Source organism: Euryarchaeota archaeon, assembly GCA_016207515.1.
In the GTDB taxonomy this organism is placed as follows: Archaea; Thermoplasmatota; SW-10-69-26; order JACQPN01; family JACQPN01; genus JACQPN01.
On sequence record JACQPN010000009.1, the window covers coordinates 81,423 to 103,303 of the forward strand.

At 62.2% G+C, this 21,881-nt stretch carries 24 protein-coding genes; 17 read left to right on the top strand and 7 right to left on the bottom strand.

The window, feature by feature from the left end; all coding sequences use genetic code 11:
• Positions 1-19: 19 nt before the first annotated feature.
• Positions 20-1,405 carry a hypothetical protein gene (locus tag HY556_04240; GenBank protein MBI4392994.1) on the bottom strand — a complete coding sequence of 462 codons (1,386 nt, stop codon included), beginning with the start codon at positions 1,403-1,405 and terminating at the stop codon, positions 20-22.
• A gap of 105 nt (positions 1,406-1,510) precedes the next feature.
• Between HY556_04240 and HY556_04245 the strand changes: the two genes are divergently transcribed.
• The 3 genes from HY556_04245 to HY556_04255 all read left to right on the top strand — a co-directional run bounded on the left by HY556_04245 (position 1,511) and on the right by HY556_04255 (position 2,842).
• The gene (locus HY556_04245) at positions 1,511-1,834 is read left to right on the top strand and encodes a cupin domain-containing protein (protein MBI4392995.1); all 324 of its coding nucleotides are present in this window, start codon (positions 1,511-1,513) and stop codon (positions 1,832-1,834) included.
• Positions 1,831-1,986, top strand: a complete 156-nt coding sequence (locus tag HY556_04250) for a hypothetical protein (protein MBI4392996.1) — start codon at positions 1,831-1,833, stop codon at positions 1,984-1,986. Before HY556_04245 ends, HY556_04250 begins: the two co-directional genes overlap by 4 nt.
• A gap of 283 nt (positions 1,987-2,269) precedes the next feature.
• The gene (locus HY556_04255; GenBank protein MBI4392997.1) at positions 2,270-2,842 is read left to right on the top strand and encodes a DUF99 family protein; all 573 of its coding nucleotides are present in this window, start codon (positions 2,270-2,272) and stop codon (positions 2,840-2,842) included.
• Here HY556_04255 and HY556_04260 read toward each other — a convergent pair.
• Positions 2,839-3,909, bottom strand: a complete 1,071-nt coding sequence (locus tag HY556_04260; GenBank protein MBI4392998.1) for a bifunctional phosphoglucose/phosphomannose isomerase — start codon at positions 3,907-3,909, stop codon at positions 2,839-2,841. The genes HY556_04255 and HY556_04260 overlap by 4 nt on opposite strands.
• Before the next feature lie 232 nt (positions 3,910-4,141).
• Here HY556_04260 and HY556_04265 point away from each other — a divergent pair, with 232 nt between their 5' ends.
• From HY556_04265 to HY556_04290, 6 genes are all read left to right on the top strand, one after another.
• On the top strand, positions 4,142-4,753 hold the full coding sequence (locus HY556_04265; protein MBI4392999.1) for a helix-turn-helix transcriptional regulator: 612 nt from the start codon (positions 4,142-4,144) through the stop codon (positions 4,751-4,753).
• Positions 4,753-5,331, top strand: a complete 579-nt coding sequence (locus HY556_04270; protein ID MBI4393000.1) for a DUF531 family protein — start codon at positions 4,753-4,755, stop codon at positions 5,329-5,331. Before HY556_04265 ends, HY556_04270 begins: the two co-directional genes overlap by 1 nt.
• On the top strand, positions 5,328-5,786 hold the full coding sequence (locus HY556_04275) for an NUDIX hydrolase (GenBank protein MBI4393001.1): 459 nt from the start codon (positions 5,328-5,330) through the stop codon (positions 5,784-5,786). The genes HY556_04270 and HY556_04275 overlap by 4 nt, the downstream gene beginning before the upstream one ends.
• 33 nt (positions 5,787-5,819) lie before the next feature.
• A complete protein-coding gene (locus tag HY556_04280) occupies positions 5,820-6,119 on the top strand; it encodes a transcription factor S (GenBank protein MBI4393002.1) in 300 nt (99 codons plus the stop codon).
• An 850-nt stretch (positions 6,120-6,969) separates the two neighbouring features.
• On the top strand, positions 6,970-7,707 hold the full coding sequence (gene pcn / locus HY556_04285; protein ID MBI4393003.1) for a proliferating cell nuclear antigen (pcna): 738 nt from the start codon (positions 6,970-6,972) through the stop codon (positions 7,705-7,707).
• 97 nt (positions 7,708-7,804) lie between these two features.
• Positions 7,805-8,911 carry a DNA primase large subunit PriL gene (locus HY556_04290; protein MBI4393004.1) on the top strand — a complete coding sequence of 369 codons (1,107 nt, stop codon included), beginning with the start codon at positions 7,805-7,807 and terminating at the stop codon, positions 8,909-8,911.
• A gap of 3 nt (positions 8,912-8,914) precedes the next feature.
• Here HY556_04290 and HY556_04295 read toward each other — a convergent pair whose 3' ends face one another.
• From HY556_04295 to HY556_04305, 3 genes are read right to left on the bottom strand one after another with little or no spacing between them, the layout of a single operon-like run.
• Positions 8,915-9,892, bottom strand: coding sequence for a DNA cytosine methyltransferase (locus HY556_04295; protein MBI4393005.1), 978 nt, complete (start codon positions 9,890-9,892; stop codon positions 8,915-8,917).
• 36 nt (positions 9,893-9,928) lie between these two features.
• Positions 9,929-11,110: an inorganic phosphate transporter gene (locus HY556_04300; protein ID MBI4393006.1), complete on the bottom strand. Its 1,182-nt coding sequence runs from the start codon at positions 11,108-11,110 to the stop codon at positions 9,929-9,931.
• Between the two features lie 6 nt (positions 11,111-11,116).
• Positions 11,117-11,746 (bottom strand): DUF47 domain-containing protein, encoded by a 630-nt coding sequence (locus HY556_04305; GenBank protein ID MBI4393007.1) that lies wholly within the window; start codon positions 11,744-11,746, stop codon positions 11,117-11,119.
• 99 nt (positions 11,747-11,845) lie between these two features.
• Between HY556_04305 and HY556_04310 the strand changes: the two genes are divergently transcribed.
• The 8 genes from HY556_04310 (at position 11,846) to HY556_04345 (ending at position 19,925) form a co-directional block, all read left to right on the top strand.
• Positions 11,846-12,874 (top strand): AbrB/MazE/SpoVT family DNA-binding domain-containing protein, encoded by a 1,029-nt coding sequence (locus HY556_04310; GenBank protein ID MBI4393008.1) that lies wholly within the window; start codon positions 11,846-11,848, stop codon positions 12,872-12,874.
• 4 nt (positions 12,875-12,878) lie between these two features.
• Positions 12,879-13,340: an arsenate reductase ArsC gene (locus HY556_04315; GenBank protein ID MBI4393009.1), complete on the top strand. Its 462-nt coding sequence runs from the start codon at positions 12,879-12,881 to the stop codon at positions 13,338-13,340.
• A 363-nt stretch (positions 13,341-13,703) separates the two neighbouring features.
• Positions 13,704-14,987 carry a DNA primase catalytic subunit PriS gene (gene priS / locus HY556_04320; GenBank protein ID MBI4393010.1) on the top strand — a complete coding sequence of 428 codons (1,284 nt, stop codon included), beginning with the start codon at positions 13,704-13,706 and terminating at the stop codon, positions 14,985-14,987.
• Between the two features lie 399 nt (positions 14,988-15,386).
• Entirely contained in the window at positions 15,387-16,058 is a 672-nt protein-coding gene (locus tag HY556_04325; GenBank protein ID MBI4393011.1) for a fumarylacetoacetate hydrolase family protein, read from the top strand.
• 124 nt (positions 16,059-16,182) lie between these two features.
• Positions 16,183-18,036: a hypothetical protein gene (locus HY556_04330; GenBank protein ID MBI4393012.1), complete on the top strand. Its 1,854-nt coding sequence runs from the start codon at positions 16,183-16,185 to the stop codon at positions 18,034-18,036.
• Between the two features lie 169 nt (positions 18,037-18,205).
• Positions 18,206-18,934 (top strand): hypothetical protein, encoded by a 729-nt coding sequence (locus HY556_04335; protein ID MBI4393013.1) that lies wholly within the window; start codon positions 18,206-18,208, stop codon positions 18,932-18,934.
• A 169-nt stretch (positions 18,935-19,103) separates the two neighbouring features.
• Positions 19,104-19,667: a MarR family transcriptional regulator gene (locus HY556_04340; protein MBI4393014.1), complete on the top strand. Its 564-nt coding sequence runs from the start codon at positions 19,104-19,106 to the stop codon at positions 19,665-19,667.
• 111 nt (positions 19,668-19,778) lie between these two features.
• Positions 19,779-19,925: a DUF5320 domain-containing protein gene (locus HY556_04345; protein ID MBI4393015.1), complete on the top strand. Its 147-nt coding sequence runs from the start codon at positions 19,779-19,781 to the stop codon at positions 19,923-19,925.
• A gap of 179 nt (positions 19,926-20,104) precedes the next feature.
• On the opposite strand, the gene HY556_04350 is transcribed toward HY556_04345, so the two are convergent.
• On the bottom strand, positions 20,105-21,268 hold the full coding sequence (locus HY556_04350; GenBank protein ID MBI4393016.1) for a glycosyltransferase family 4 protein: 1,164 nt from the start codon (positions 21,266-21,268) through the stop codon (positions 20,105-20,107).
• Between the two features lie 128 nt (positions 21,269-21,396).
• A complete protein-coding gene (locus tag HY556_04355; protein ID MBI4393017.1) occupies positions 21,397-21,795 on the bottom strand; it encodes a hypothetical protein in 399 nt (132 codons plus the stop codon).
• Between the last annotated feature and the right edge of the window lie 86 nt (positions 21,796-21,881).

Genomic DNA, 21,881 nt, shown 5'->3' on the forward strand with positions numbered 1-21,881 from the left:
GCCGCGGCGGCACGGGTCGTCAGCGGGCGCGCGGACGGCGTAGGACGAGGGCGAGGGCAATCGTCGCGAAGAGCACCGTTTCTACGGACGGCCCGGGCGTCCTCGCCGGTCCCAAGAGGTCTTGCTTGACGATGGGCGCTTCGACGTCTTCGCCTAGTTTGGCCGTGACGACGTCGCCGACGGTCTCGACGGTGAATGGGATGGTCACCGTGCGGTGCCGTTCCATCTGCACGCGTTTCATCCACCGTAGTTCCAGGTCGTAGCTTCCGGGGGCGAAATTGCCCTGGACGCGCGCGGAGGATGCGTCCCCGGGCGATATGAACGGGATGTAGGCGGTCTGGTTGACGCCGGTCGAATCGGGGATGGTCACCGTCACGTTCGTGGCGTTTCCCCATCCCTTGTTCTCGACGCGGAAGATCACTTGGTCGGTGGAGATGGAAAGGAGCGACAACTCCGGGTAGCCCGCGTAAAGGTGGACGTTCTTCATCGCGTGGACGATGCCTTGCCAGAGGACGCGATCAATATGCGCCGGGTCTTCGGTCGCGTAACCGTAGCTGTCCTGCAGTTCGAAGCCCCACGAAACGGCCCCGGTCCAGTCGTATGCCGTGTCGACGGTCGAACCCGATGCCGGGTATATCGTGCTCCAGATCGGCCCGCAGCGTTTTCGCTCCCACTCGGTATAGACCTCGTTGCAGATCCTCTCGTAGATCTCCTTGTCCGGCGGGTCGCGGCCTTCGATGCCGTACGGGTAGAGGAGCAGGTTGCCACAGCAGTGGATCGAACCGTAGTAGTCGGGTTGCAACTCTAGCCACTTTGCGACCATGGCCTTCGTCTCTGACTCCGACATGGCCGAAGGGCCCGGGTTGTTGAAGAGCGGATCCTCATCGATGCCCGCCCATCCCACGGGGAAGTTGCGGTTGAGGTTGACGAGGTTCCCGTTGAGCCGCTGCGTTCCCATGGAGCCATCGGGGTTGGCAAGCGGCATGATGAAGGTGTGGCGGTTCTCTATTATCCACTTCGCGTCCGCATCGGACGGGTAGCCTTCGGCTAGCCACTCGACGAAACGCTTGCCGATTATCTCACCTGAGTATTCGCCGGCGTGGATCCCGCCGTCGACCCACACGACCTCCCTTTCTTCGAGGGGTCGCATTTTGGGGTTGGTGAAATCGGCGAATTCCATGAGCCAAAGGTCCATTCCTTTGCTTGAGAGGCCGATCGAGTGCATCTTGACGATGTCAGGGTGCGCTGCCGCGATGTCCTGGAGGCTCTTCGTGATGACGGGCCAAGGCTCGTACGTGCGGACCTCGTTCGGGTCGGGCACGTCCTGGGCACGTGCGAGCGGGACAATGGAGGTGAGTAGGATCGCCAACGCAAGAAACGCGAGGGCCCCCTTCCGCCTGGACATCACAGGTAGAGCCGGGTTGAGGCCATTTAAGCGTAGTGGTAGAACTAGTGTCCATGCGCGGAATCCAGATGGAACGCTTATATCCAGGGTGCAGAATCGACGCGCATGGCCTTTCCAGCCTGTGTCACGAACCTCCCCGAGGGGGCGCTTCTCCCGGGGCTACGCTGCAATGTCCATCAGGGCGAGAAAAGCCAGGTCATATTCATCGAGGCGCTGGCGGACGTCACTGTTCCGCCCCACACGCACTCCGAGGAATGGGGGATAATCGTTTCCGGCGAGATAGAGACAACAATCAACGGCAAGAAGGAGACGCGCCGGACGGGAATGGAACATCACATCCCGGCAAACGTGGTCCATTCCTTCACGTGGAGGAAGGGTGCACGGGCCGTCTTGATCTTTGACGAGCCCCAACGGGTGAAGATGAAGTGAGAAAGCCCCAACGCTTCGAGTGCCTCTTCTGCAACGAACCGCTCTCCGATTTTTTCATCGCATTCTACGAGCATGTGGGCCGGCGGGGCGGCTGCAAGGAGGCGTGGTACGATTGGATGGGGAACGTCCGGCGGGAAGCAGGCGGGAACTAGGACACGCCCGGCTTGATCGCCCCACGCGAGCGAATGGCGGTCCGTTTCACGTTTCGACCACCCTGGCCAAAGAGGGGCGACTTCGATGAAGTGCGCGAGTGATCTCCTCGGACACGGCTTCGATCTTGGCGCTCAAGGGCTCGACAGACGAGGCGCGATCCGCGGGCGTCGATGGACACAAGCAGATCCCGTTTTGGAGCGTCCCCCAAGAGATCGAGGAAGGAAGGAAAGGGCCCGACCGTAAGACGCCTCCTTCATTACGAATGGAACGCATCGGGCCGTCGTGAAGCCGGATTCCCGCGTCCTCGGGATCGACGATGCCCCGTTCAGCTTCTCGGACCCCTCGGTGCCGATAGTAGGCGTCGTGATGCGCGGCGGCGGCTACATCGATGCCGTCCTCAAGTCCAGCGTCACGGTCGATGGCACGGATTCCACGGAGCGCCTCATCGACATGATAGGCAAGTCCCGCTACAAGGAGCAACCGAAGGCCGTCTTCCTCGACGGAGCGGCGCTCGGAGGCTTCAACGTCGTCGACGTGGAGGCGCTCCACGATGCAATAGATGTTCCCGTCGTGACGGTCACGCGCGACGAGCCGGACATCGCGGCGATGGAGAAGGCGCTGAAGACCCGGTTTCCGGATTGGAAGGAACGGCTTGAAAAACTGGGGACCGAGGGGCTCGAGCCCTTTTCGACGGCCCATTCGCCAATCCATGTCCGGAGGGTGGGAATCGAACGCGCGGAGACCGAGGAACTCTTGAAGCTGTTCACATTCCAAGGCGTCGTTCCGGAGCCGCTTCGAGTAGCGCATCTCATCGCGACCGCGATGGTGGAAGGGGAATCGAGGGGCCGCGCCTAGTTGGCGCCCGCGTCCTTCTTGCGCGCGGCTTCCGCGAGACCGCTCTTCAACTCGCCGATCACATCGACCGGTGTCGGATCGATGCCGCGTTGGAGCGCGACGTAGACGCTCGCGAAGTCGCCGACGTGTGTCGCGGAGAGTATCTTGGACAGGAGGCGCCTTCCCTCGGGCTTGATCTCCAGCACCTTGGCTCGCTTACCGATGAGCCGTCGCGTCATTTCGAGGCGCGCCTTCATCTGGGAGCCCTCGGTGCCGTCCGTGATGAACGTGGCTGAGAAATGGCGGGCCTTGTCCTCGCCGGACCAACCGACGAGATCGTTGTGGTCCATCTCGGGAAGCGCTCCGGCAAACGCCATCACCTTCGCGTTCTCGCTCATCTGGTTGGCGATCCGCCGCGCGACCGACGTGTATGGTCCTACGCCGTAGATGACCGGTGTCGTGCCTTGTATCTCGGCGGCGAGTTTCTTCGATTCGTTCCTTTCTTTCGGGACATCAGGCCTGATCCTCGTGCTCACGTCGGAGACGACCTTGATGGCGTCGCGAACGCGGTCATCGGCTTTCATGAGACCGAATTTCTCGAGCGCGTAGAGCGGCGGGATGGTGAGAAGCCCGAGCGCTGCACGCGGTTGGAGCCCATCGGGGACGATTATCGCGTCGCCCTTGCCCCTCTTCACGACCTGGGCCAGGGTCCCGCCCGAACAGACGGCGACGACTCTCGACCCACGCTTCAAGGCCTCTTTCGCGGCTGCTATGGTCTCCTCCGTCTCGCCCGAGTAGGAGATCGCGATGACGAGCGACCTGCTCCCGATCCACGTGGGGACCGTGTAATTGCGATTGACGGTCACCGGGACGTCGGAAACGGACTTGAGCAGGGACGACGCCATGTGGCCGCCGATGGCGGACCCGCCCATCCCCGTGAAGAGTATCCAATCGAACTTGCCTTTGAAGGTCGGCTGGTACGAACGCCCAATCTCGCGCGCCTTCTCCAACTGGTGCGGGAAATCGGAGAGGACTTTGAGCATCCCCGACCTGTCAATGGAGGTCATCGGCGCTTGGTCATCTTGCATGCTGCATCCAAGAACGAGGTCGCTAGACCATCTCGCTATTTAGGGGCTTTGGGGAGGTCGGCTCCGCGTTCCATCGCGGCCTTGCGAGAGTCCCCTCCACATGGCGGCATCTGCCCCGGCGTGAAAATCGTGCAAGGGAAAGCTTCAAGCGTTGCCTGCCTTGCCCGTTTTGGAGGTTTCGTCGAAAATACGACCTTCACAAAGTAAACTATTTGTCGCGTTGGAAGCTCATGTGGCAGAGACAAGAGAGCGTGACCTCATGCCGAAGATCGATTTCCGCACACACCCCGCCGCTCGCGGCGCCGTTGAAGAGTTGGAGAAGGAGTTCGAGCCCGTCTTGAAAAGCAGCGGCCGCTTCTCCATCCACGTTGGCCGCGTCTTCAGCAATCTCGCCCGTGAGAACCTTGGAGATGCGCTGGCCGGGATAACCACGGCGGCGCAACCGATATTCCAGAAATGGACGCTCGAGATGGTCTACTTGCTTGCGCTGTCGGAAAGCGTACGGTTCAAGGACTTCAAGAACGGCCTCAAAGGCATCTCGTCTCGCACGCTGTCCCTGAAACTGTTCCAACTAGAGCGCTTGGGGATAGTCACGCGCGAACTCCACGATGAAAGACCGGTTCGCGTCGAATATAGATTGACGGACAAGGGAAGGCATCTCGCCGCGCTCACCGTGCCCGTCGTCTTCTACGTCTACATGCAGTTCCCCGAGGCCGCAAACCTCGCGAGCGAACGTGCACGTCCGAGCAAGACGGACGACGCGGCGATCGAAGGCGACGCGGCGGGCGACCCGGGACCCGGCCCGACGCCGGCCAGACGTAATAGTGCCATCGGTGACCGGTGATGACCGGGCGGCTCACAATCGGCCTCTTCAACAGCTACGACCCGCGCAGGTTCCATGAGGCGCACCGTAGGGCGCTTGCACGCGCTGCCCCCTTGGCGCTAGCTTTTGACGCAAACCTCGCCGCGTTCGGCTTCCCCTTCGACGAGGGCCGCAAGCGCGAACGCCCCGGTGCGCCGGATCTACGGACCCCCATCGATGTGGCGAAGTTCGTGGCAGAGTCGACGAGCATCGGCGAAGGCGGCGCTTACTTCATAGAACTGGCGGAGAAGGGACGGTTCGCGCATTATCCGTTTCCGGACCCAGGATATCCGCCGCAACTCGGCGAAATCGTGCTCACGACTTCGAAGCCGCACGCGGGAAAAGCACGAACCCCCGCCCAGATCGCCGCGACTCTCGCCTCCAGAAAAAGCGTTTGCCTCGTCTTCGGACTCGGGCCCCACGGGATGCCGGAGAAGGAGAAAACGCGATTCAGTGGACACTTGGACGCGACGGGCGGGGGTTACTCTTTGGAGACGTGCACGGCGCTCGGCGTCGTCGTGGGCTCGGTGATGGCGAGGGTGGAAGGGGCGAAGCGATGAATCATCACACGACGCCTGCGGAAAACGAGGAGGACGAGGTCTGGGGGAGAAAAGTCACGGTCGATGCGCTGGCCATCGTGGGCGACGGGTTGGTGCTGGTGCTACGCGACCGGCCGCCGTTTGAAGGCCATTGGGCCCTTCCCGGCGGCTTCGTGGACCGGCACGAGACGTGCGAAGCCGCCGTGGTCCGTGAACTTGCCGAGGAGACGGGCCTACGCGGGAGCGTGAGGCGGCTCCTCGGCGTCTATTCGAAACCGTCGCGCGACGAAGCGAGGCGGACCGTGGCGCTTGCTTACGAGATCGACGTGGTGGGCGGGACGCTCCAAGGCGGGGATGATGCCCGGGAAGCCAGAGTGTTCCCCCTCGACGCCCTCCCACCGCTCGCGTTCGATCATGGAGAGATGGTGGCGGATCTAAAGAGCGGACTCAGGGAAGGGAAGTCAAAGCCCCGATAAGTTGAAGTGGCCCGGCGCTCTGGCAAGCATCCCATGTTCTGTCCCACTCACAAAAGCATCCTCTCTCGCAAGGACGGCAAACCCTATTGCGGGAAGTGCGAGAAATTCTACCCTGCGGGCGGGTCCCTCATAGTCAGCGAGAAAGCGCACGACAAGGAGATCACGGTCATCGAGAAGATGCCGGACATCCTTCCCATCACGAAGGACGTGGAATGCCCGAACTGCGGCAACTACGAAGCCACTTGGATGTTGCGGCAGACGCGTAAGTCAGATGAGGCGGAGACGATGTTCCTCGAATGCGTCAAATGCCGACATCGGTGGAGAAGGTACTGACGAAGCGCAGCCGGTCACGGAACCTCCCATAACCCTTTCTGCAATCCCTTATCGCGGGGGAGCGACCACCTTCTATTGGCGGTCAAATCCGCTTGCAGGCGCGGGCGTGGCTCGACGAGTCCCGCCCGAAGACAGTGATAGTGTCCGCGGCTTGGTGATAAGTGGTGGTCGTGGATCTGGAAGCGCCCGCGCGAAGGGCGCCGTAGCAGTAGTTGCCTGCGATACGCACCAGACCGGCCGAATGTGCCGGACACGAGAGACCAGCGCCGACGAAGCGTCCGGTCCGAACCGAAGGACTGGAAGACGCCCCCGCGAAGCCGTAGGAAATCGGGAACGAACCAGTCGAACAAGACGCGGGTGATCGGCGCCGGAAACGAGCGGGCCAATCTTGCGGCCTCGACATCAAGCCGCAATCGCCATAAGGAGAACCGACCCGAGGCGGGACCAAACCCCGCTGGGGATGGCTTCGAGCCGTCCTCGAAAGACGGCGGTTCCCGCGAGGTGGCGTGGCCCGCTTTCTCCCGCGATTCTTTTTTCGACCTTTCCGGGCCACGGCATAGGAGGACGAGCGAAGCAAGTCCTCCGGCTGGCGTGGCCCGCTTTCTCCCGCGATTCTTTTTTCGACCTTTCCGGGCCACGGCATAGGAGGACGAGCGAAGCAAGTCCTCCGGCTGGCGTGGCCCGCTTTCTCCCGCGGTTTCTATTCCTCTCTCCTTGTCTTCGTTCTTAATCCATTCACTGTGACGGGTTTTCATCCCGCGTCCCCGATTCATCTGAGACGGCGCGAGGCGTTCCACTTCCCCGGCATTAAGTCCTTATAAGCGGTGCTCGATTATGGTGCGGCCCATTCATGTTCCAAGCCAAGTGCAAAGCGGAAGTCCTCCGCAACATCATCGAATCCATCTCCAGCCTCGTCGACGAAGTCAAGTTCCACATCACGCCGGAAGGCCTCTCCCTTAAGGCCGTGGATCCGGCCCACGTCGCGATGGTCGAACTCACGCTCAAGAAGGCCGCCTTCGAGGACTACAAAGCCGACGAGATGGACATCGGCGTCGACATGGAGAAACTCCGCGACGTCTTGAAGCTCGCCGGTGCGGAGGACGAGATAACCTTGAGCCACGAGGACGCCTCGAACCGCCTCGTCATCAAGATCGGCAACCTCACCCGCAGCATGAGCCTCGTCGACACCAACGGCATGACGGACCCCAAGGTCCCAAAGCTCGACCTCCCGGCAAGCGTCATGATCGCGGCGTCCGAACTGGAACGCGGCATCAAGGCGTCGGAAGCGGTCTCCGACCATATCGCGTTCATCATTACACCCGACCACTTCGAGCTCCAGGCCCAAGGCGACACAGACGTCGTCAACATGAGACTCGAAAAGGACAGCCTCTCTCACCTAAGGTGCAAGGACAAGGTCAAGTCTCTCTTCTCGCTGGATTACCTCGCGAACATGATCAAGGCCGCGAAGGGCTCGGCGGGGATCGACATGAACCTCGGCTCGGATTATCCGGTCCGCATGGAGTTCGACATTGCCGGCGGGAACGGGCATGTGACGTACTTGCTGGCGCCGCGTATCGAATCCGAATGAGCGCACGAGACCGTGATTTTCGGGCGGGGGCCATAGGACGATTGCGTGATCCCCTCCCCTAAACCCTCTTCTATCCCATCCAACATAGGGAAGCTTCGTGGACCCCGACCTTTCCTTGTTCGCTCGCTACCCCTTCATGCGGGGCGCTTCCCAGAGGGTGAAGGACGGTGGCCCGTCGGTCGACGATCTCCTGTTCGACCTTGCGTACGAGCGGGCGCGCACTCGTGGGGCGGAACGCGCGCGTAGCGCCGTCGTGGCGGGCGATATCCCGGGCGCGGACCCCGCGACCCCTTCCGAGGCATTGATCGAGATCCTTTCCTACGTCGTCGCGCGGATGATCGTTTCCTGTACTGGCGACAAGTATGGTGCCCGGCGTCTGGCCCTTGCAGAGTCGAAGGCCTTGAGCACGCGCCTTCACAAGGACGATGCGACCGCCGCCAAACGGGTGGCCGAGGAGCTCGGGATCGAGGTGTCGGGGAACGGTCAGTTGGATGTCCACTTCACGACCTACGTCCAGTACGCGTCGCGTTTCAAGGACCCGACGTGGAAGCTCGTGAACCAACGGTTATCCGGTGGATTCGTTTCGATCGAGCCGGAAAAGCTTGCCAGGCTCTGCGAGGAGGCGTTGCGGCTGAAGATCGAGTCCGAACTCCCGATCGAGCCTTCCGACGACATCGTCAGGGCGTTTCATGCGCCCGTGGCGGAATTGAAATCGATCCTCGAAGGCCGTCGCCTGAAGTTCGAGGGAAGCGGCCTCAAACGCGTGGAACTTTCGGCGCTGCCACCGTGCATGAAGCGGATACTCGGGCAACTCCAAGCGGGCGAGAACGCCCCGCACATGGCCCGCTTCGCGATCACGAGTTTTCTCCATACGGCCGGCATGGACACGGAGGAGATCATGCGCCTCTTCTCGACGGCCCCCGACTTCAAGGAGGACAAGACGCGCTACCAGGTGGAGCACATCACTGGAAAATCCAGCGGCACCGAATATTCACCGCCGACTTGCGCTACGATGCAGACGTGGGGCATCTGCCCGTTGGAGGAGATGGATGCAAGATGCAACCACCCGACGGTGACGAGCCCGATGGGATACTACAGGTGGGCGGCTAGGGATGTTACCCGTAAACAGGTTGCCGTCCAACCCGACGAAAAACCCCTCGCGGCCACGGCAGAAGCCCCCGCGGTCACCCAATCGAAGGAATAATCCTCATTCTGCATCGGTCGATTCCAGGAAGGCGCGGACCTTTTCCGCTATGAGCCTTGCCGTCAAGGGCGGCACCGCTTCGCCTACTTCGTCGTATTGCGTGTTCCTTCCCCCCGAGAAGACGTGGTCGTCCGGGAACGTCATCAAGCGGGCATGCTCTCGCACCGTCAGATACCGGTTTTGCAACGGGTGGATGAACCGGCTGCTTCCCATCACCGTCGGCGCGATATCATCTGGTCGGATCCGCGTCTTGTGACCATAGACCTTTCCCGTCGCCGATTTGTAATGGTATATGGAGTGACCTTCGTCCAACTCCTCTATACGACCGCGTTCGCGGCGCGTCGGCGGAAGCTCCTGATGGTTCGCGACGTCGACCTCAAGGCTTTCAAGGTCCTTGATCGCCTCAAGGACGGTCGGGGGCTCCTGAAGCGGCAGTTCGAGCTTCACGTTGGAAGCGAACAGTCGCGTCCTGTGGCTTGGGAGCCCATGCTCCTCGCAGCGCACGATGTTGAAGTTCACGTCGGGAAAGCCGGAGCCGCGTAGCATCCGTCCTATCTCATAGCGAAGCTCGCCGTCGATCATCTGGGGCACGTTCTCCATGACGAACGCCTTGGGTTCCAGTACCTTCAAGGCCTGCGCGAAGTAGTAGACGAGGCCGCCGATCTTGTCCTTGTACAACCTGTCGAGCGGGTCCTTATACCGGTCCCTGTTGGCCGCCGTGAACGGTTCGCACGGTGGACTCCCGATGACCACGTCCGGTTTCGGGACCTTCGTGAAATCCACGCGCTTGATGTCGTCGACGATCACCTGGACGTCGGGGAAATTCTCGGAGTACGCGGCGGCGACGGGGCGAAAGCCCTCGACGGCGGCGATGGTCTTGAATCCCGCGTCGTGGAAGCCACGCGAGAAGCCGCCGGCTCCGGCGAAGAGGTCTACGACCGTGAACTTCTTCCCGCGCGCCGGCACGGCGGCGTCATGCATCGTCCCGTTCTTCAAGTATTGCAAGGGCGGCGCCCCTTATGCGATGCCAGCGGCGTTGACGATGACGTACGAAACGAAGCTGATGAACGCCGCCGCGGGAATCGTGAGTATCCACGCGCCGACGATGCGCCTCCCGACGCCCCATCGGACGGCGGACAGCCGGTGCGTGGCGCCAACGCCCATGATGCTGGCACTTATCGCGTGCGTCGTCGACACGGGAATCCCCTGCGCGGCCATCAACGTGAGGACCACACCGCCTCCGGTCTCCGCCGCAAACCCCTGATAGGGCCTAAGGTGCGTGATCCTCGTCGCCATCGTCTTCACGATGCGCCAGCCGCCGAAGAGCGTCCCGAGCGCGATGGCGCCGGCGCACGAAAGGATCACCCAATCGGGCACGTAGAAGTGGTCGATGTCACCGCTCGCGAAGAGCAACACGGCGATGATGCCCATGACCTTCTGCGCGTCGTTCGCCCCGTGATTGAGAGCGAAGAAGGCCGATGAAATCAATTGGAGGCGCTTGAAGAGCGAATTCGCCTTCTCCGAATGTATAGGAGACGCGAGGCGGATCACGAGTATACAGAGCACGAAGCCGGCCGCGAGCCCCAGGACAGGTGAGACCACCATGAAGACCACGGTCTTGGTCACCCCTCCCATCTTCACCCCGCCCCAAAGCAACGCGATAGGGACGCCCAAGAGGCCTCCGAACGCGGCTGCAAGGAGCCCCGTCCGGAGTCTCAAAACGTCTTTTGTGTAGAGGGCGAGACCCACGTAGCCACCGACCGTGCCAATCGCCCCGGCAAGGACTAACGGCACGAGTCCTGTGAACTCGGACGCGACCGGGAGGAACACCGGGCCCCATCCAGCTGCGGCGACGGCAGCACCGATGAGGCCTCCGACGAGAGCGTGACTACTCGACGTGGGCAGTCCCCACCACCACGTGATGAGATCCCAGACTATCGCCCCTATGAGGGCGGCAAGGACAAGAGTCACCGTCACGGCGTTCGTATCGACGATCCCTTTTCCCACCGTCGTCGCGACCGCGACGCCGAGGACGAACGGACCGATGAGGTTGAAAAACGCGGCCATGGACACGGCCTGCACGGGAGACAGGACCCTCGTCCCCACAACGGTCGCGATCGCGTTCGCAGAATCGTGGAAACCGTTCACGAAATCGAAGACGAGCGCGGCGATTATCACGCCGATTATCAATGGTTCCATGGCGGTTCACGCGTTCTTCACGAGAAGGTCGCTTATCACGTCGGCCGCGTCCTCGCACTTGTCCGTGGCCTGCTCGAGGTACTCGTAGATCGTACGCATCTTGATTATGTGTTTCACGTCGTCGTGGCGGAAAAGGTCGGCGATGGCCTCATTGGTCACCTCATCGGCGTCGTTTTCCAGCCGATTGATCTCAATGAGCGCCTTCCTGATGGTCCCGCGGTTTTTGATGTTCCTGATCTCTTTGACGGCGGTCGCCAGGTGACGGCTTTGCGCGGCCAGGATCTCGGCGAGCTTCACGAGCCTCGGGTTCGATTCCTTGATCTCGAAGAGATAGAGGTGGTTCGCCGTCGCGTACGTGAAGTCAAGCACATCGTCGACGGACGACGCGATGCGTGTGATGTCCTCCCGGTCGATAGGCGTGATGAACGTCCGGTTCAGTTCCTCGTAGATGTCGTGGACGATCTGATCGCCCTTGTGTTCGATATCCTTGAGGCTTCGTCTCGCTTCGCCGACGTCCTTGTAATCGTGGAGAAGCGCCACCAACGCATCAGCGCCGACGACGGCGTTGTCCGCCTCGGCCGACAGGAGATCGAAAAACGCCCTGTCCTGCGGCACCAAGAATTCCTTTATCCCCATCTCACACCGCCGCTGGATGGCCGAGATGTCCTATATTGTTTCTGTCTTTAGTTATAGAGTGACCAGAGAACTATATAGTTCATGATGGGTGGCGCCCACATGGTGGAATCGAGAGCGTTGCAATTCACTGGAGGCGCGACTTACGCCTTGTCATTGCCGAAGGATTGGGTCACAGGCAGCGGACTCGGCAAGGGCGATCGCATAGTGATCTCAAGGCAACCGGACGGGTCGCTGGTCCTACGCGCGGACTCGCAGACACGGACCGCACGAACGCCGAAGGTGATCGAATCGGCCGGCGAGCCGGGAGCGCACCTGTTGAGAAGGCTCATCGGCGCATACGTCGCTGGCCACGGGACGATCGAGGTGCGCTTCAAAGGGAAGATGGATCCCGGCCTGAAACGGGTGACGCGCGACTTTGCGAAGACGGCCATCGGACCCGAGATCGTGGAGGAGACCACCAATAAGGTCGTGCTCCAGGATCTATCCGACCCGACCGAGCTGAGCCCGGAGAAGTGCCTTCGCAGGATGTCGCTCATCGTGCGCTCCATGCACGAGGACGCGATCAAAGCGCTCCTCGAGTCTGATGAAGAGTTGGCAGAGGACGTGACGAGACGCGACTCCGAGATCGACCGGCTCTGTTGGCTCATGATGAAACAATACAATATGATGGCGGCAGACCCACGCCTCGCGGAGAAACTGGGAGTAACGCCCGAAAAGGCGCTTGCGTTCCTTCTCGCGGCAAGGATGGTGGAACGGATCGGCGACCACGCGGAACGAATCTCGCTCACGATCAAGACGCTGCCACGGGACAAAGCCCCCATCGACATCCGAAACCGCATCTTGAGCGAAAGCGCCACGGCCCTCGCCATCTTCGACCGGTCGTTGGCCGCCCTTTTCTCCGAAGACCTTGCCGGTGCGAACGGGGCCATCGACATGCGCGACAAACTTTCCAAGGCCCACGATTCCCTGATGCACAGCATCCAGGCGATGCGGGGAACGCGCGCCGTCACCTTCGCGACCGTGGTCGAATCCATCGCGCGCACCGGATTCTATGCCACCGACATCTCGGAGTTTGCGATAAACCTCATTGAGGGAAGGACGACACCGGGCATCGTCGCGGAAGGCTAGACCGTTGGAGCGGCCGAGGATACTCTTCGCTTGCGTCGGGAACCGTTGCCGGAGCCAGATGGCCGAGGCCCTCTGTCGCTCCCTTGCGGGGGACAATGTGGATTGTAAGAGCGGCGGAAGTGCCCCCGCCCAAAGCGTCGCGCCGCATTCGGTCGAGGTCCTCCGGGAGCGTGGAGTCGCCCTGGTGGGAGCCCGACCCAAGGCGATTGATGAGCCCTTCGCTAGGCGCGCGAACATCATCGTCACCATGGGGTGCGGCGCGGACTCGTTCGGCTCGTCCACTTCGTCCTCGGCCGCCCCAGCGGCCTCCGGCGGCGAGGACGCCTGTCCCGCTTTCGCAGGAAAGCGGATAGTGGATTGGGGCCTTGAAGACCCTATCGGTGGACCTTTGGAGACTTACCGAAGGGTGCGCGATGAGATCGAAAAACGCTTGGTCCATCTTCTAAAGGTCGAAAACATCCTTTGAGAACCCCCTCGCGAAGAAACCGGGTGATGCCGGGTCGTGACCTGCGCCTCTCTTAGCGCGGCCTCTTGCTCCGGATCGGGTGGTTCGCGTTCCACGGGACAGTTTGGGCCAAGAAGGACCGTTCGCTGGATGCCGCCATCGCCGTCTGAGATCACGTGGACCGGGGTCGAGCACCCGGCGGACGCGACGAGAGCGGCGAGAACGGGGGCAAGCGCGGCCTTCATTGTTGGCGACTCACCGGCAAGACCCGGTTCCTCGGTTTTGAGGACACGGCTCCTGCACCCGCCGTCAATGCCGATTTTTTGGCGATTTGGTCGCACGGAGGCCGCGCAAACCCTTTTCCCGTCCGCCCCATACGATGCCGTGGCCGCCGATCAAAGCCCCTCCGAGGCACCTCCCAAGGCGGGCCCGCCGAAAGAGCAGGTCGAGGCCACCGTGGACTTCATCAACCGCGTGTTCTCGGAGTACTACGAGACGGCAGAGATCCACATGCCGTCCCGCTTCGGCCGGCGCGAGTTCGGGTTCATGTTCCTTGCGAAGGATTTCGTCGTGCGCCACATCGGCTTCAAGTCGCAAGACGAACTCAGGCGCTTCCTCGTCGAAAGCGCCCCTTCGCACGCCTATTACTCGACCGCTTACTATGAGAAGCCCGACGCGCCGACGATGAACGAGAAGGGCTGGCTCGGCGCCGACCTCATCTTCGACCTTGACGCCGACCACCTGGAAGGCGCCAAGGAGATGACTTACGAGAAGATGCTCGCACAGGTGAAGGTCGAGACCTTGAAGCTCGTCGAGGATTTCCTCCCCGACTTCGGATTCGACCCCGGATCGATCCACATCGTGTTCTCGGGCGGACGCGGCTACCACATCCACGTCGCCGACCCGAAGGTGTGGCAATTGAAAAGCGGCGAGAGGCGCGAGATCGTGGACTACGTGACGGGAAATGGCGTGGATGTCGAAGGCGTCATACGGAAAACTGCCTACGCAAAGGACGATTTTGGAGGGACGAAGAAGACCCTTCGCATGCCGTCGGTCGACGAACCGGCATGGCGAGGGCGGCTCGCGCGTAACGTCGCGGCCTTCCTTGAACGCCTGCGAGGCATGGAACGGGAGGATGCCGTGAAGCTCCTCACAGCAGTAGAAGGCATCGGGAAGAAGAAGGCCGGCGAGATCTACGACCGGCTCCGAAACGACATCGCGGACAGGGCGGGCACCACCAAGATGGAAAGGCTCCGGAGCGGTGTGTACGACCAGTTCGAGGCGTTGGCGACCAAAGATTTCGTCGCGTTCATCAAGGATCGTGCGGCCGTCTTTGCAGCCGGCGAGACGGACGAGCCCGTGACGTCCGACATCAAGAGGCTCATCAGGCTTCCAGGATCGCTCCATGGAAAATCCGGGTTGACGGTGACGCCGCTCACGATCGACGAGCTTCGCAGGTTCGAGCCCCTTCGCGACGCGGCGCATCTACCGGACGACGAGGTGCACGTGAAAGTGAGCGGCGAGATGAGTTTCCCGTTGCAAGGAAAGAAGTGGGACGTGAAACCGGGCGAAACGTCTCTTCCCCTTTACGCCGCAGCGTTCCTCATGCTCCGACGGAAGGCTCTCATCAGCCTTGAGAACGGCCCGCTTGCAAAGAAACCGGCCTAGTGGGGTGCGCCCCCTAGCGGCGTTGGCCGAAGCGAGCCCGTGCGAAGAATGGGTGACCGGTCGGGTTCAACCCAACCGGCCCGCCTCCCCTCTTTTCGCCTCCAACGAGAGTCGGACCCGGATGGTCCTGGGATACTTCATCGCCCGTGGGGGCTTCGTTGCCGGATACGATCGGCCGAGGCCTTCGGGCAAGTTGTGGGGCGCTCGTCTCTCTATATACTTTTTCACGAAATCCTGTTCAAATAGCGGACGTTTGCGCCGGCGCCGAGACGGCCCATGGAGGCAAGCGCTTCCAAACGCCGGCCGCCCGCGATCTGGTTCCGGTGCCACGGACGCCCAAAGGCGCCCACGCCAGCTCTTTCTAGCAACGGATAAGGGGAGAACCGGGTTTGGCGGCTCGTGGCAAGCGTCAAGACCACCGACGGGGCGCGCGTCCGCGTGGGGAAGATCGTGGCCGTGGGCCAGAACTACGCCGACCATGCCCGCGAGATGGGGTCCTCGCCAGGGCAGGAACTCACCTATTTCCTGAAACCGTCCACGTCGATCCTCCACGACGGCGGCGTGATCAAGATCGCGAAAGGCATCGGCGAAGTGCACCACGAGGTCGAACTCGCGGTGGTCATCGGCCGCCGTTCGAGGGACGTCCATGTGGACGCAAGCTTGGGACACGTGCTTGGGTACTGCGTCGCCGTAGATGTCACCGCGCGGGACTTGCAGCGTAAGGCCAAACTCGACGGGAGGCCTTGGACGATCTCCAAGGGTTACGACACGTTCTTCCCCGTGAGCGACTGCGTCCCAAGGGAAAACGTCCCCGACCTTTCGACCCTTGAACTGCGCTTACGCGTCAACGGACAGGTGCGCCAGCACGCACACGCGGCCGACATGACTCGCGCGGTCCCCGAGTTGATCTCGAAGATAAGCAGCGTCATGACGCTTGAGCGGGGCGACATCGTCTCGACGGGAACACCGGGCGGCGTGGGCCCGCTAAAGCCAGGCGACACGGTGGTCGCGGAACTCGTCGGCCTTGCGAGCCTCACTTGCAAGGTGAAGACGCGCCCGGAGAGAAAGTAAGCGAACGGGGAGACGGCACAACGTCGGAGGGGGATGTCCCGTCTTCGGTGATGTGCACGCGTCCACTCGGTGGCCTGGGAGTTAACCTCCCGGTTGCAGACAATCCTTAAGGGGCCAGGCCCCGATGGTCGAGCGGGCGAAAGGCGGGCTCCTCGTGGCGAAGCTGGGTCAAACCTCACTGGCGATCTTCATCGTTGCCGTGCTCACCGCCGGGTTCTTGCCTGCCGGCGCCGCGCCGCAGGCGGACTGCGACGGGACCGATTCGAAAGAGTGGCAGCCACAGACGTTGACGCCCGGGCGCACTTGCTTCGCGGCCCACAACAATTGCGACGACAAGTACGACTATTACAGGTTCACCGCCACCCCGGACGACGGCGTGAAGCTCACCGTGAGCTACAACGGGGCCAACGGCATCTGGATCTCGGGCGGCGGCTATTACTACTACCGCGTCCCCGGCTACGGTCCAGACGGGTGGTCTTTCGTGGTGCCGGCGTCGGGCTACGGGAACACCGTCACCTACACGGTGGAAGTCGGGTACACGGGGAACTCCTACTACTACAACGACGCCTGCACCCAATGCGACGATTGGTCCGGCTACTGCTACGACATCGAGCAGGTATACGATTACGACATCCGCGTCGACGTCACGGCGAACACCCGGCCGTACCCCTACTTCATCGGGACCCTCCCGTCCTTCGCCATCTACGGCGAACCCACGCCGTTCCCGATGTACGCGACCGACAGCGACTCGAACGGCCAGAAGGTCGGGGCGAGCTTCACGGACCGCGGAACGTCCATCGATTGGGTCACAAAACCCGTCTGGGGCTACGCGGCCCACACCTTCAGCCGCAACTTCACGTCGAGTGCGCGCGTCGACATCTACGCCAAGGACGCCATAGGCGCACAGGACAAAGTCTCCCACAACCTGACGGTCGGTGAGAACGACTGCGGCCTCATGCGGGACGTGACGGTGGAAGCGCGGCCGATGCCGTTCTCCTGCCACGCGACCCTTTGGGCGCCCATCGCCGATCACGGGGACGCGTACACGTTCGACGTGGCAGCGGGGACCGAGCGCCTCTACGCCGGGTTCTCGCCGTTCGTGAGCTTCGCATACTCCGACGCGCGCGTCAAACTGACGGCACCCGATGGAGGTGTCTCAGAGGGCGTCGACGCGAGCCTTTTCGTTCCCGGCCCGCAAGAGGGGAGTTGGCGCCTCGACGTGGATCGGCTCGTGGGCTCGGGTTCCTATGACCTGGATGTACACGGGATCGGCGCCGCAGCGCCGCCGCAGGTCGTGTCCGCGCTTTCCCCGGCCTCGCCGCACCAGGGCGAGACCGTGACCCTTTCTCTCACCGCGAGCGACCCGAACGGCCTGCAATCGTTCTTCGAGATCTATTGGGGAGACGGCGTCGAGGAACGGTATCCGGCGATAGGCACGATCTCCAATGGTTCCTCGGTGACGCGCACGCACGTCTACAACACGCCTGTGCTCGATCCGGAACTGAAGATCCGGAGCACGAACGACGAAGGGCTCTTCGAGGTCTTGTTGACCCCTGTCCCCGTCGTTTGGCACCACGATTGTGGATTCTCGACGATCGGGTACGACGCCCCGAGTTCAAAGGCCGGCCCGGGCCTGAAGACGATCCCCGACAGCTGCGTTGGCGACCTGGGATTCAACCTCCCAAGCGGCAGCGTCGACTCGAAGGACACCTACAACTTCACCGTGCCGAACGGAGACGCGCGGACACGGACGCTGACGCTCACCACATTCGACGGCCTTGACGCCCGCGTGTACGTCGAGTGGTGGTTCCTCGGCGGCGGCCCGTTCGCGAGCCTTCAATCAAGCGGAGGAGACTCCGAGACCATCGAGATGCCGATCCTCCCGCCCGGGAACTACTACGTCTACGTGGAACGTCTCTCGGGGCAAGGCCAATACCTGCTGCAATACGCCGCGGACTCGCCGGCCCCGGCTCAATGACAAAGGCGATCGCCGGGTAAGTCTCTACGACGGACGAGATTTGTCGGACCCTTCATGGCGGGCCTAACATGGTCGCCGGATCTCCCTTGCGCGGATATCGCCTTTGTCATTAGCGACCGGCCGCAGGTAAGACAAAGGTAATGAACGCTCACCGCCATCAGGCGCGCGAATGGCGCCGCCTTCGGAGGTGAACCGCGACTTCGTCGGGAACCGTTGTAAGCTCGAGTCCACAAGCGGCAAGCTCACGAAGCTCGAGCCCTCGTTCTACCAGGACGTGGAACGCTACATGCGGCGTCTTCAGGAGGAGTTCCAGTCGGAACAGGCGGCAAACCCCGGCTCCTCCAAGTCGGCCCTTCTCCTCGACGACATCAATTCGACGCGCGCCCTCTTCGAAGACATCTACGAAAGGCGAGAACGTAAGATCGTTTCGGCGGCGTTGTCCGCCGCACGCGGGACGTCGCCGGACGTCTCGAACATGTTGTCCCGCGAGAAGGAATTCTTTGACCTGCAAGTGCAGATCCTGCGCGACGCGAAGCGGTCGGTAATCAAGGGCGAGCCTATCGCCCGACCCGCGGCACCGGTGAAGGAAACTGCGCCGGTCCAACCCGTAGCAGTGCCGCCGCGTCCCGTGCCGGAGGCCGCACCCGCCGCGTCTCCCAAACCGCCGGCGGTAAGCGCCCAGCCACAGCCCGTCCAAGACGCCCGTGCGAACTCGTCACCGGGCATCGACAACCGGATCGTCGTCCGCGTCCTCGCCGACGTCCCGCGGTTCACCGCGTCGGACATGCGGACCTACAAGCTCGCAAAGGAGGACGTCGTGTCGCTTCCCCGAGACGCCGCGCGCGCCTTGTCGATGCGGGGCCTTGTGCAGTTCGTGTCCGGCGCTGCGACGGCTTGATCCATCTGTGTGAGCCGGTGCATGACCATCCGGTCACGCGGCCTGGGTTTCCAGCCCGTAACGAGGGGCTTCATAATGTAGCACGGGCCATCATGTACGCGAGATGGCGAGCGATTCAGCGAAACTTGACGCGCAACTGCACCACGAAGAACCATTGGAAGACCGGGCCGTGGCAGTCCTTAGCGAACTTGCGAGGGAGAGCGACGCCAAGATCGCGTTCCAAGGACTGAGGCGCCGCCTCGAACTCCACCCCGAAGCGTTGAGCCGGACGCTGCGCCGCCTCGAGGCCGCAGGGCTTGTGGAGCGCGACGATTCCGGGTATCGGCTCACCGAATCCGGGTCAACGAAGCTCACCGGCCGCACCGTGCAAGGCCCGCAGCGCGAGATCCTCACGCTCATGCAAGCGCTCCTTCCGCCTCACGCCGACCCGGAGGCGCTCGCAGCGCAACTCGGCCGGCGATGGTTCAGGGGACTACGATGGTACGGCCAATCGAGCGGCCCCGGCGAGAGTGTCCTGACGTGGCTTGCCGAGCCGGGGAACTCGATGGTGCGGCTCCGGCTTACGGGCGACGTCGTCCTCCTCGAGGTCGAAGTCAGGCCCGGCGAAGAGAGGCGAAGCTTCTCGGCCGCGAAATCGGTCCTTGAAGCGCTCGCCGAGGTCTACGGCCTTGTCCCCGACGGGCCCGAAGACGCTGGACTCGCGTACACGACTTCCAAGGTCTTCGCCGCCTGAATACTTCGCGTGACGCGGCCGCGCGGTGACCCGGTCACATCCCCTCTTTCTCAATATCATGTCGTGCGGCCATCGTGTTCTTGCGGCTCTCTTGCCGCAGGAAAGAAAAAGATGTGCTATGGAAGCGGCTCCGGTTTCTCCGGACGAAGATACTACACGAAGGAAGAGAAGAGCGAATGGCTCCGAGAATACGCGGACAACCTGGAGAACGAACTCAAGGCGGTGAAGGAACGGATCGAGGAACTGAAAGCGGAATGATGGAGGGGCCAGGACATCCCCCGGCTCCACAGGGGCGGGGGATCAAGTGGACGAGCGTTGCCAGTCCACGCGAGCCGCCCCAACCGAATCATCCATTGGAACCGCCAGGCGGCGGACCAGGCGGACCGTTCTCGCCCTAGGAAGATGTGGCCGGGTCTCTCGGTGAGCGGCGGACGCCTCTACCGGCGCATCACTTCGCGGTAGACGCTTTCGATCCTTTCCACGATTGTATCCCACGAATAGTCGGCGAGGGCCTTCTTCTTCCCGGCGTCTCCCATTTGTGCCGAAAGGTTTGGATCCAAGACCAATCGGTCTATCCGTGCTGCCATCGCCTCGTGGTCGCCGAACGGCACGAGAAAACCGTCCACTCCATCCGAGACCACATCGGGAACCCCGCCTACTCGTGTGGCGACGACCGGCTTTCCACGCGCCATCGCTTCGAGGAGCACTATCCCGAACGCCTCGTACTGGCTTGGCAGGACGAACATCCGCGCGCCCGCCATGGCGCTTCTGTAGGTCGCGGCGTCCTCGATGAAGCCGACGAACCTCACACGGGCCCCGAGTCCAAGTCGCTTGACCTCGGCTTCGAGCGCAGCCTTCACGCCCCAATCCCCGCCCGCAAGGACGAGCGTGAGATCAGTGGCCTTGATGCGGGAGAAGGCGCGTAAGAGGACCTCTAGTCCTTTGTTGTCCGCGAGGCGTCCGCTGTAAAGCACGTACTCGCCCTCGACGTGGAACCTGTCACGGAAGAGCCGACCGTCCGCGTCCTCCCCCCACCATTTTGCGTCGATACCGTTGGGGATGGTGACGCATTTCTCGCGCGGGACGAAGTGCGAGATGAAGTCCTTCTCCGATTCCGTGACCGTGATGACTTTAGCCGCGTGCTTGTAGATGCTTTCCGCCTGGCGCTTGTCGGAGAGCCACATCAGTGACTTGCTCCAACCGGGAAGGCTCGCCTCCGGAGGGTGGAAATGCGGCGTCACGACCAACGGCCTGCCGGTGCGCTCCGCCGCGCGCGCTGCTGCCCACACTTGATAGTACCGATGGGAATGGGCGTGGTAGAGGTCTGCATCGGCCGTCACGAGCGCGTCGACGAGGCCCGGGATGACGGGATAACGACGGAAAGGCATAGTGTCGCGTAACACCTCGAAACGGCGGACATCAAGGCCCGCAGGTTCCAAGGGCCGGGCGGAGAATTTCTTCCATGGGATCTCCGTCTCAAGATCCGTTGAGAAGACTGTGACCGCGTGCCCGCGGCGCGCGAGGCCGAGGCTGATGGCCTTCACGTGGGCCTCGGCGCCCCCGGGCGCGTTGAAACGGATGCAGGCTTGCGCGATCTTCAAAGTGACGCCCCGTAAGATGGATAGGCCCGAATCAATTGTCCGGTCCCACGGTCTCGAAGCCGCGCGCTCACGTATAATCGTATTCGGGATCACGCACGCGTCCCAAGCCCGCCGTCACCGTGAAGGCGCTACCTGCTCACGCCGAGCTTACCCGGGTCCTTGAAGCGCGGGTCGAACTCCACCCTCGCAACGCCCTCGTCGGCGTACGTAGCGCAGGTGTGGCCCTCGATGCCCATGAAGCAGACGTCGCCGAGTTCGTTCTCTTCGACGATGACGAAGAGCTTCTCCTCGCCCGCCTCGAACCAGACGCGCACGAAGTACATGTACTTAGAGCCGGGGGTCTCAAGCCACACTATGTGTTCCGTCTCGAGGCCTTTCTCCTCCGCCTCGTAGGTCGACTGCTCGGCGAACTGACGGATGATCTTCATCACCGTCTTGTCGCGAAGCGCTTTCTGGACCTCCCGCTTGATCCGCGGTTCGCCCTCAAAATCAGGGTTCCAATCAAGTGTGTGGCCGGACAAATCCATGCGTCCCGTTACCCATTGTGGGCGGCTACCTTTAATGGTTTTGCTGTTATGCGCGCCGCTGCACTCGAAAACTTTAAGGGCAAGTC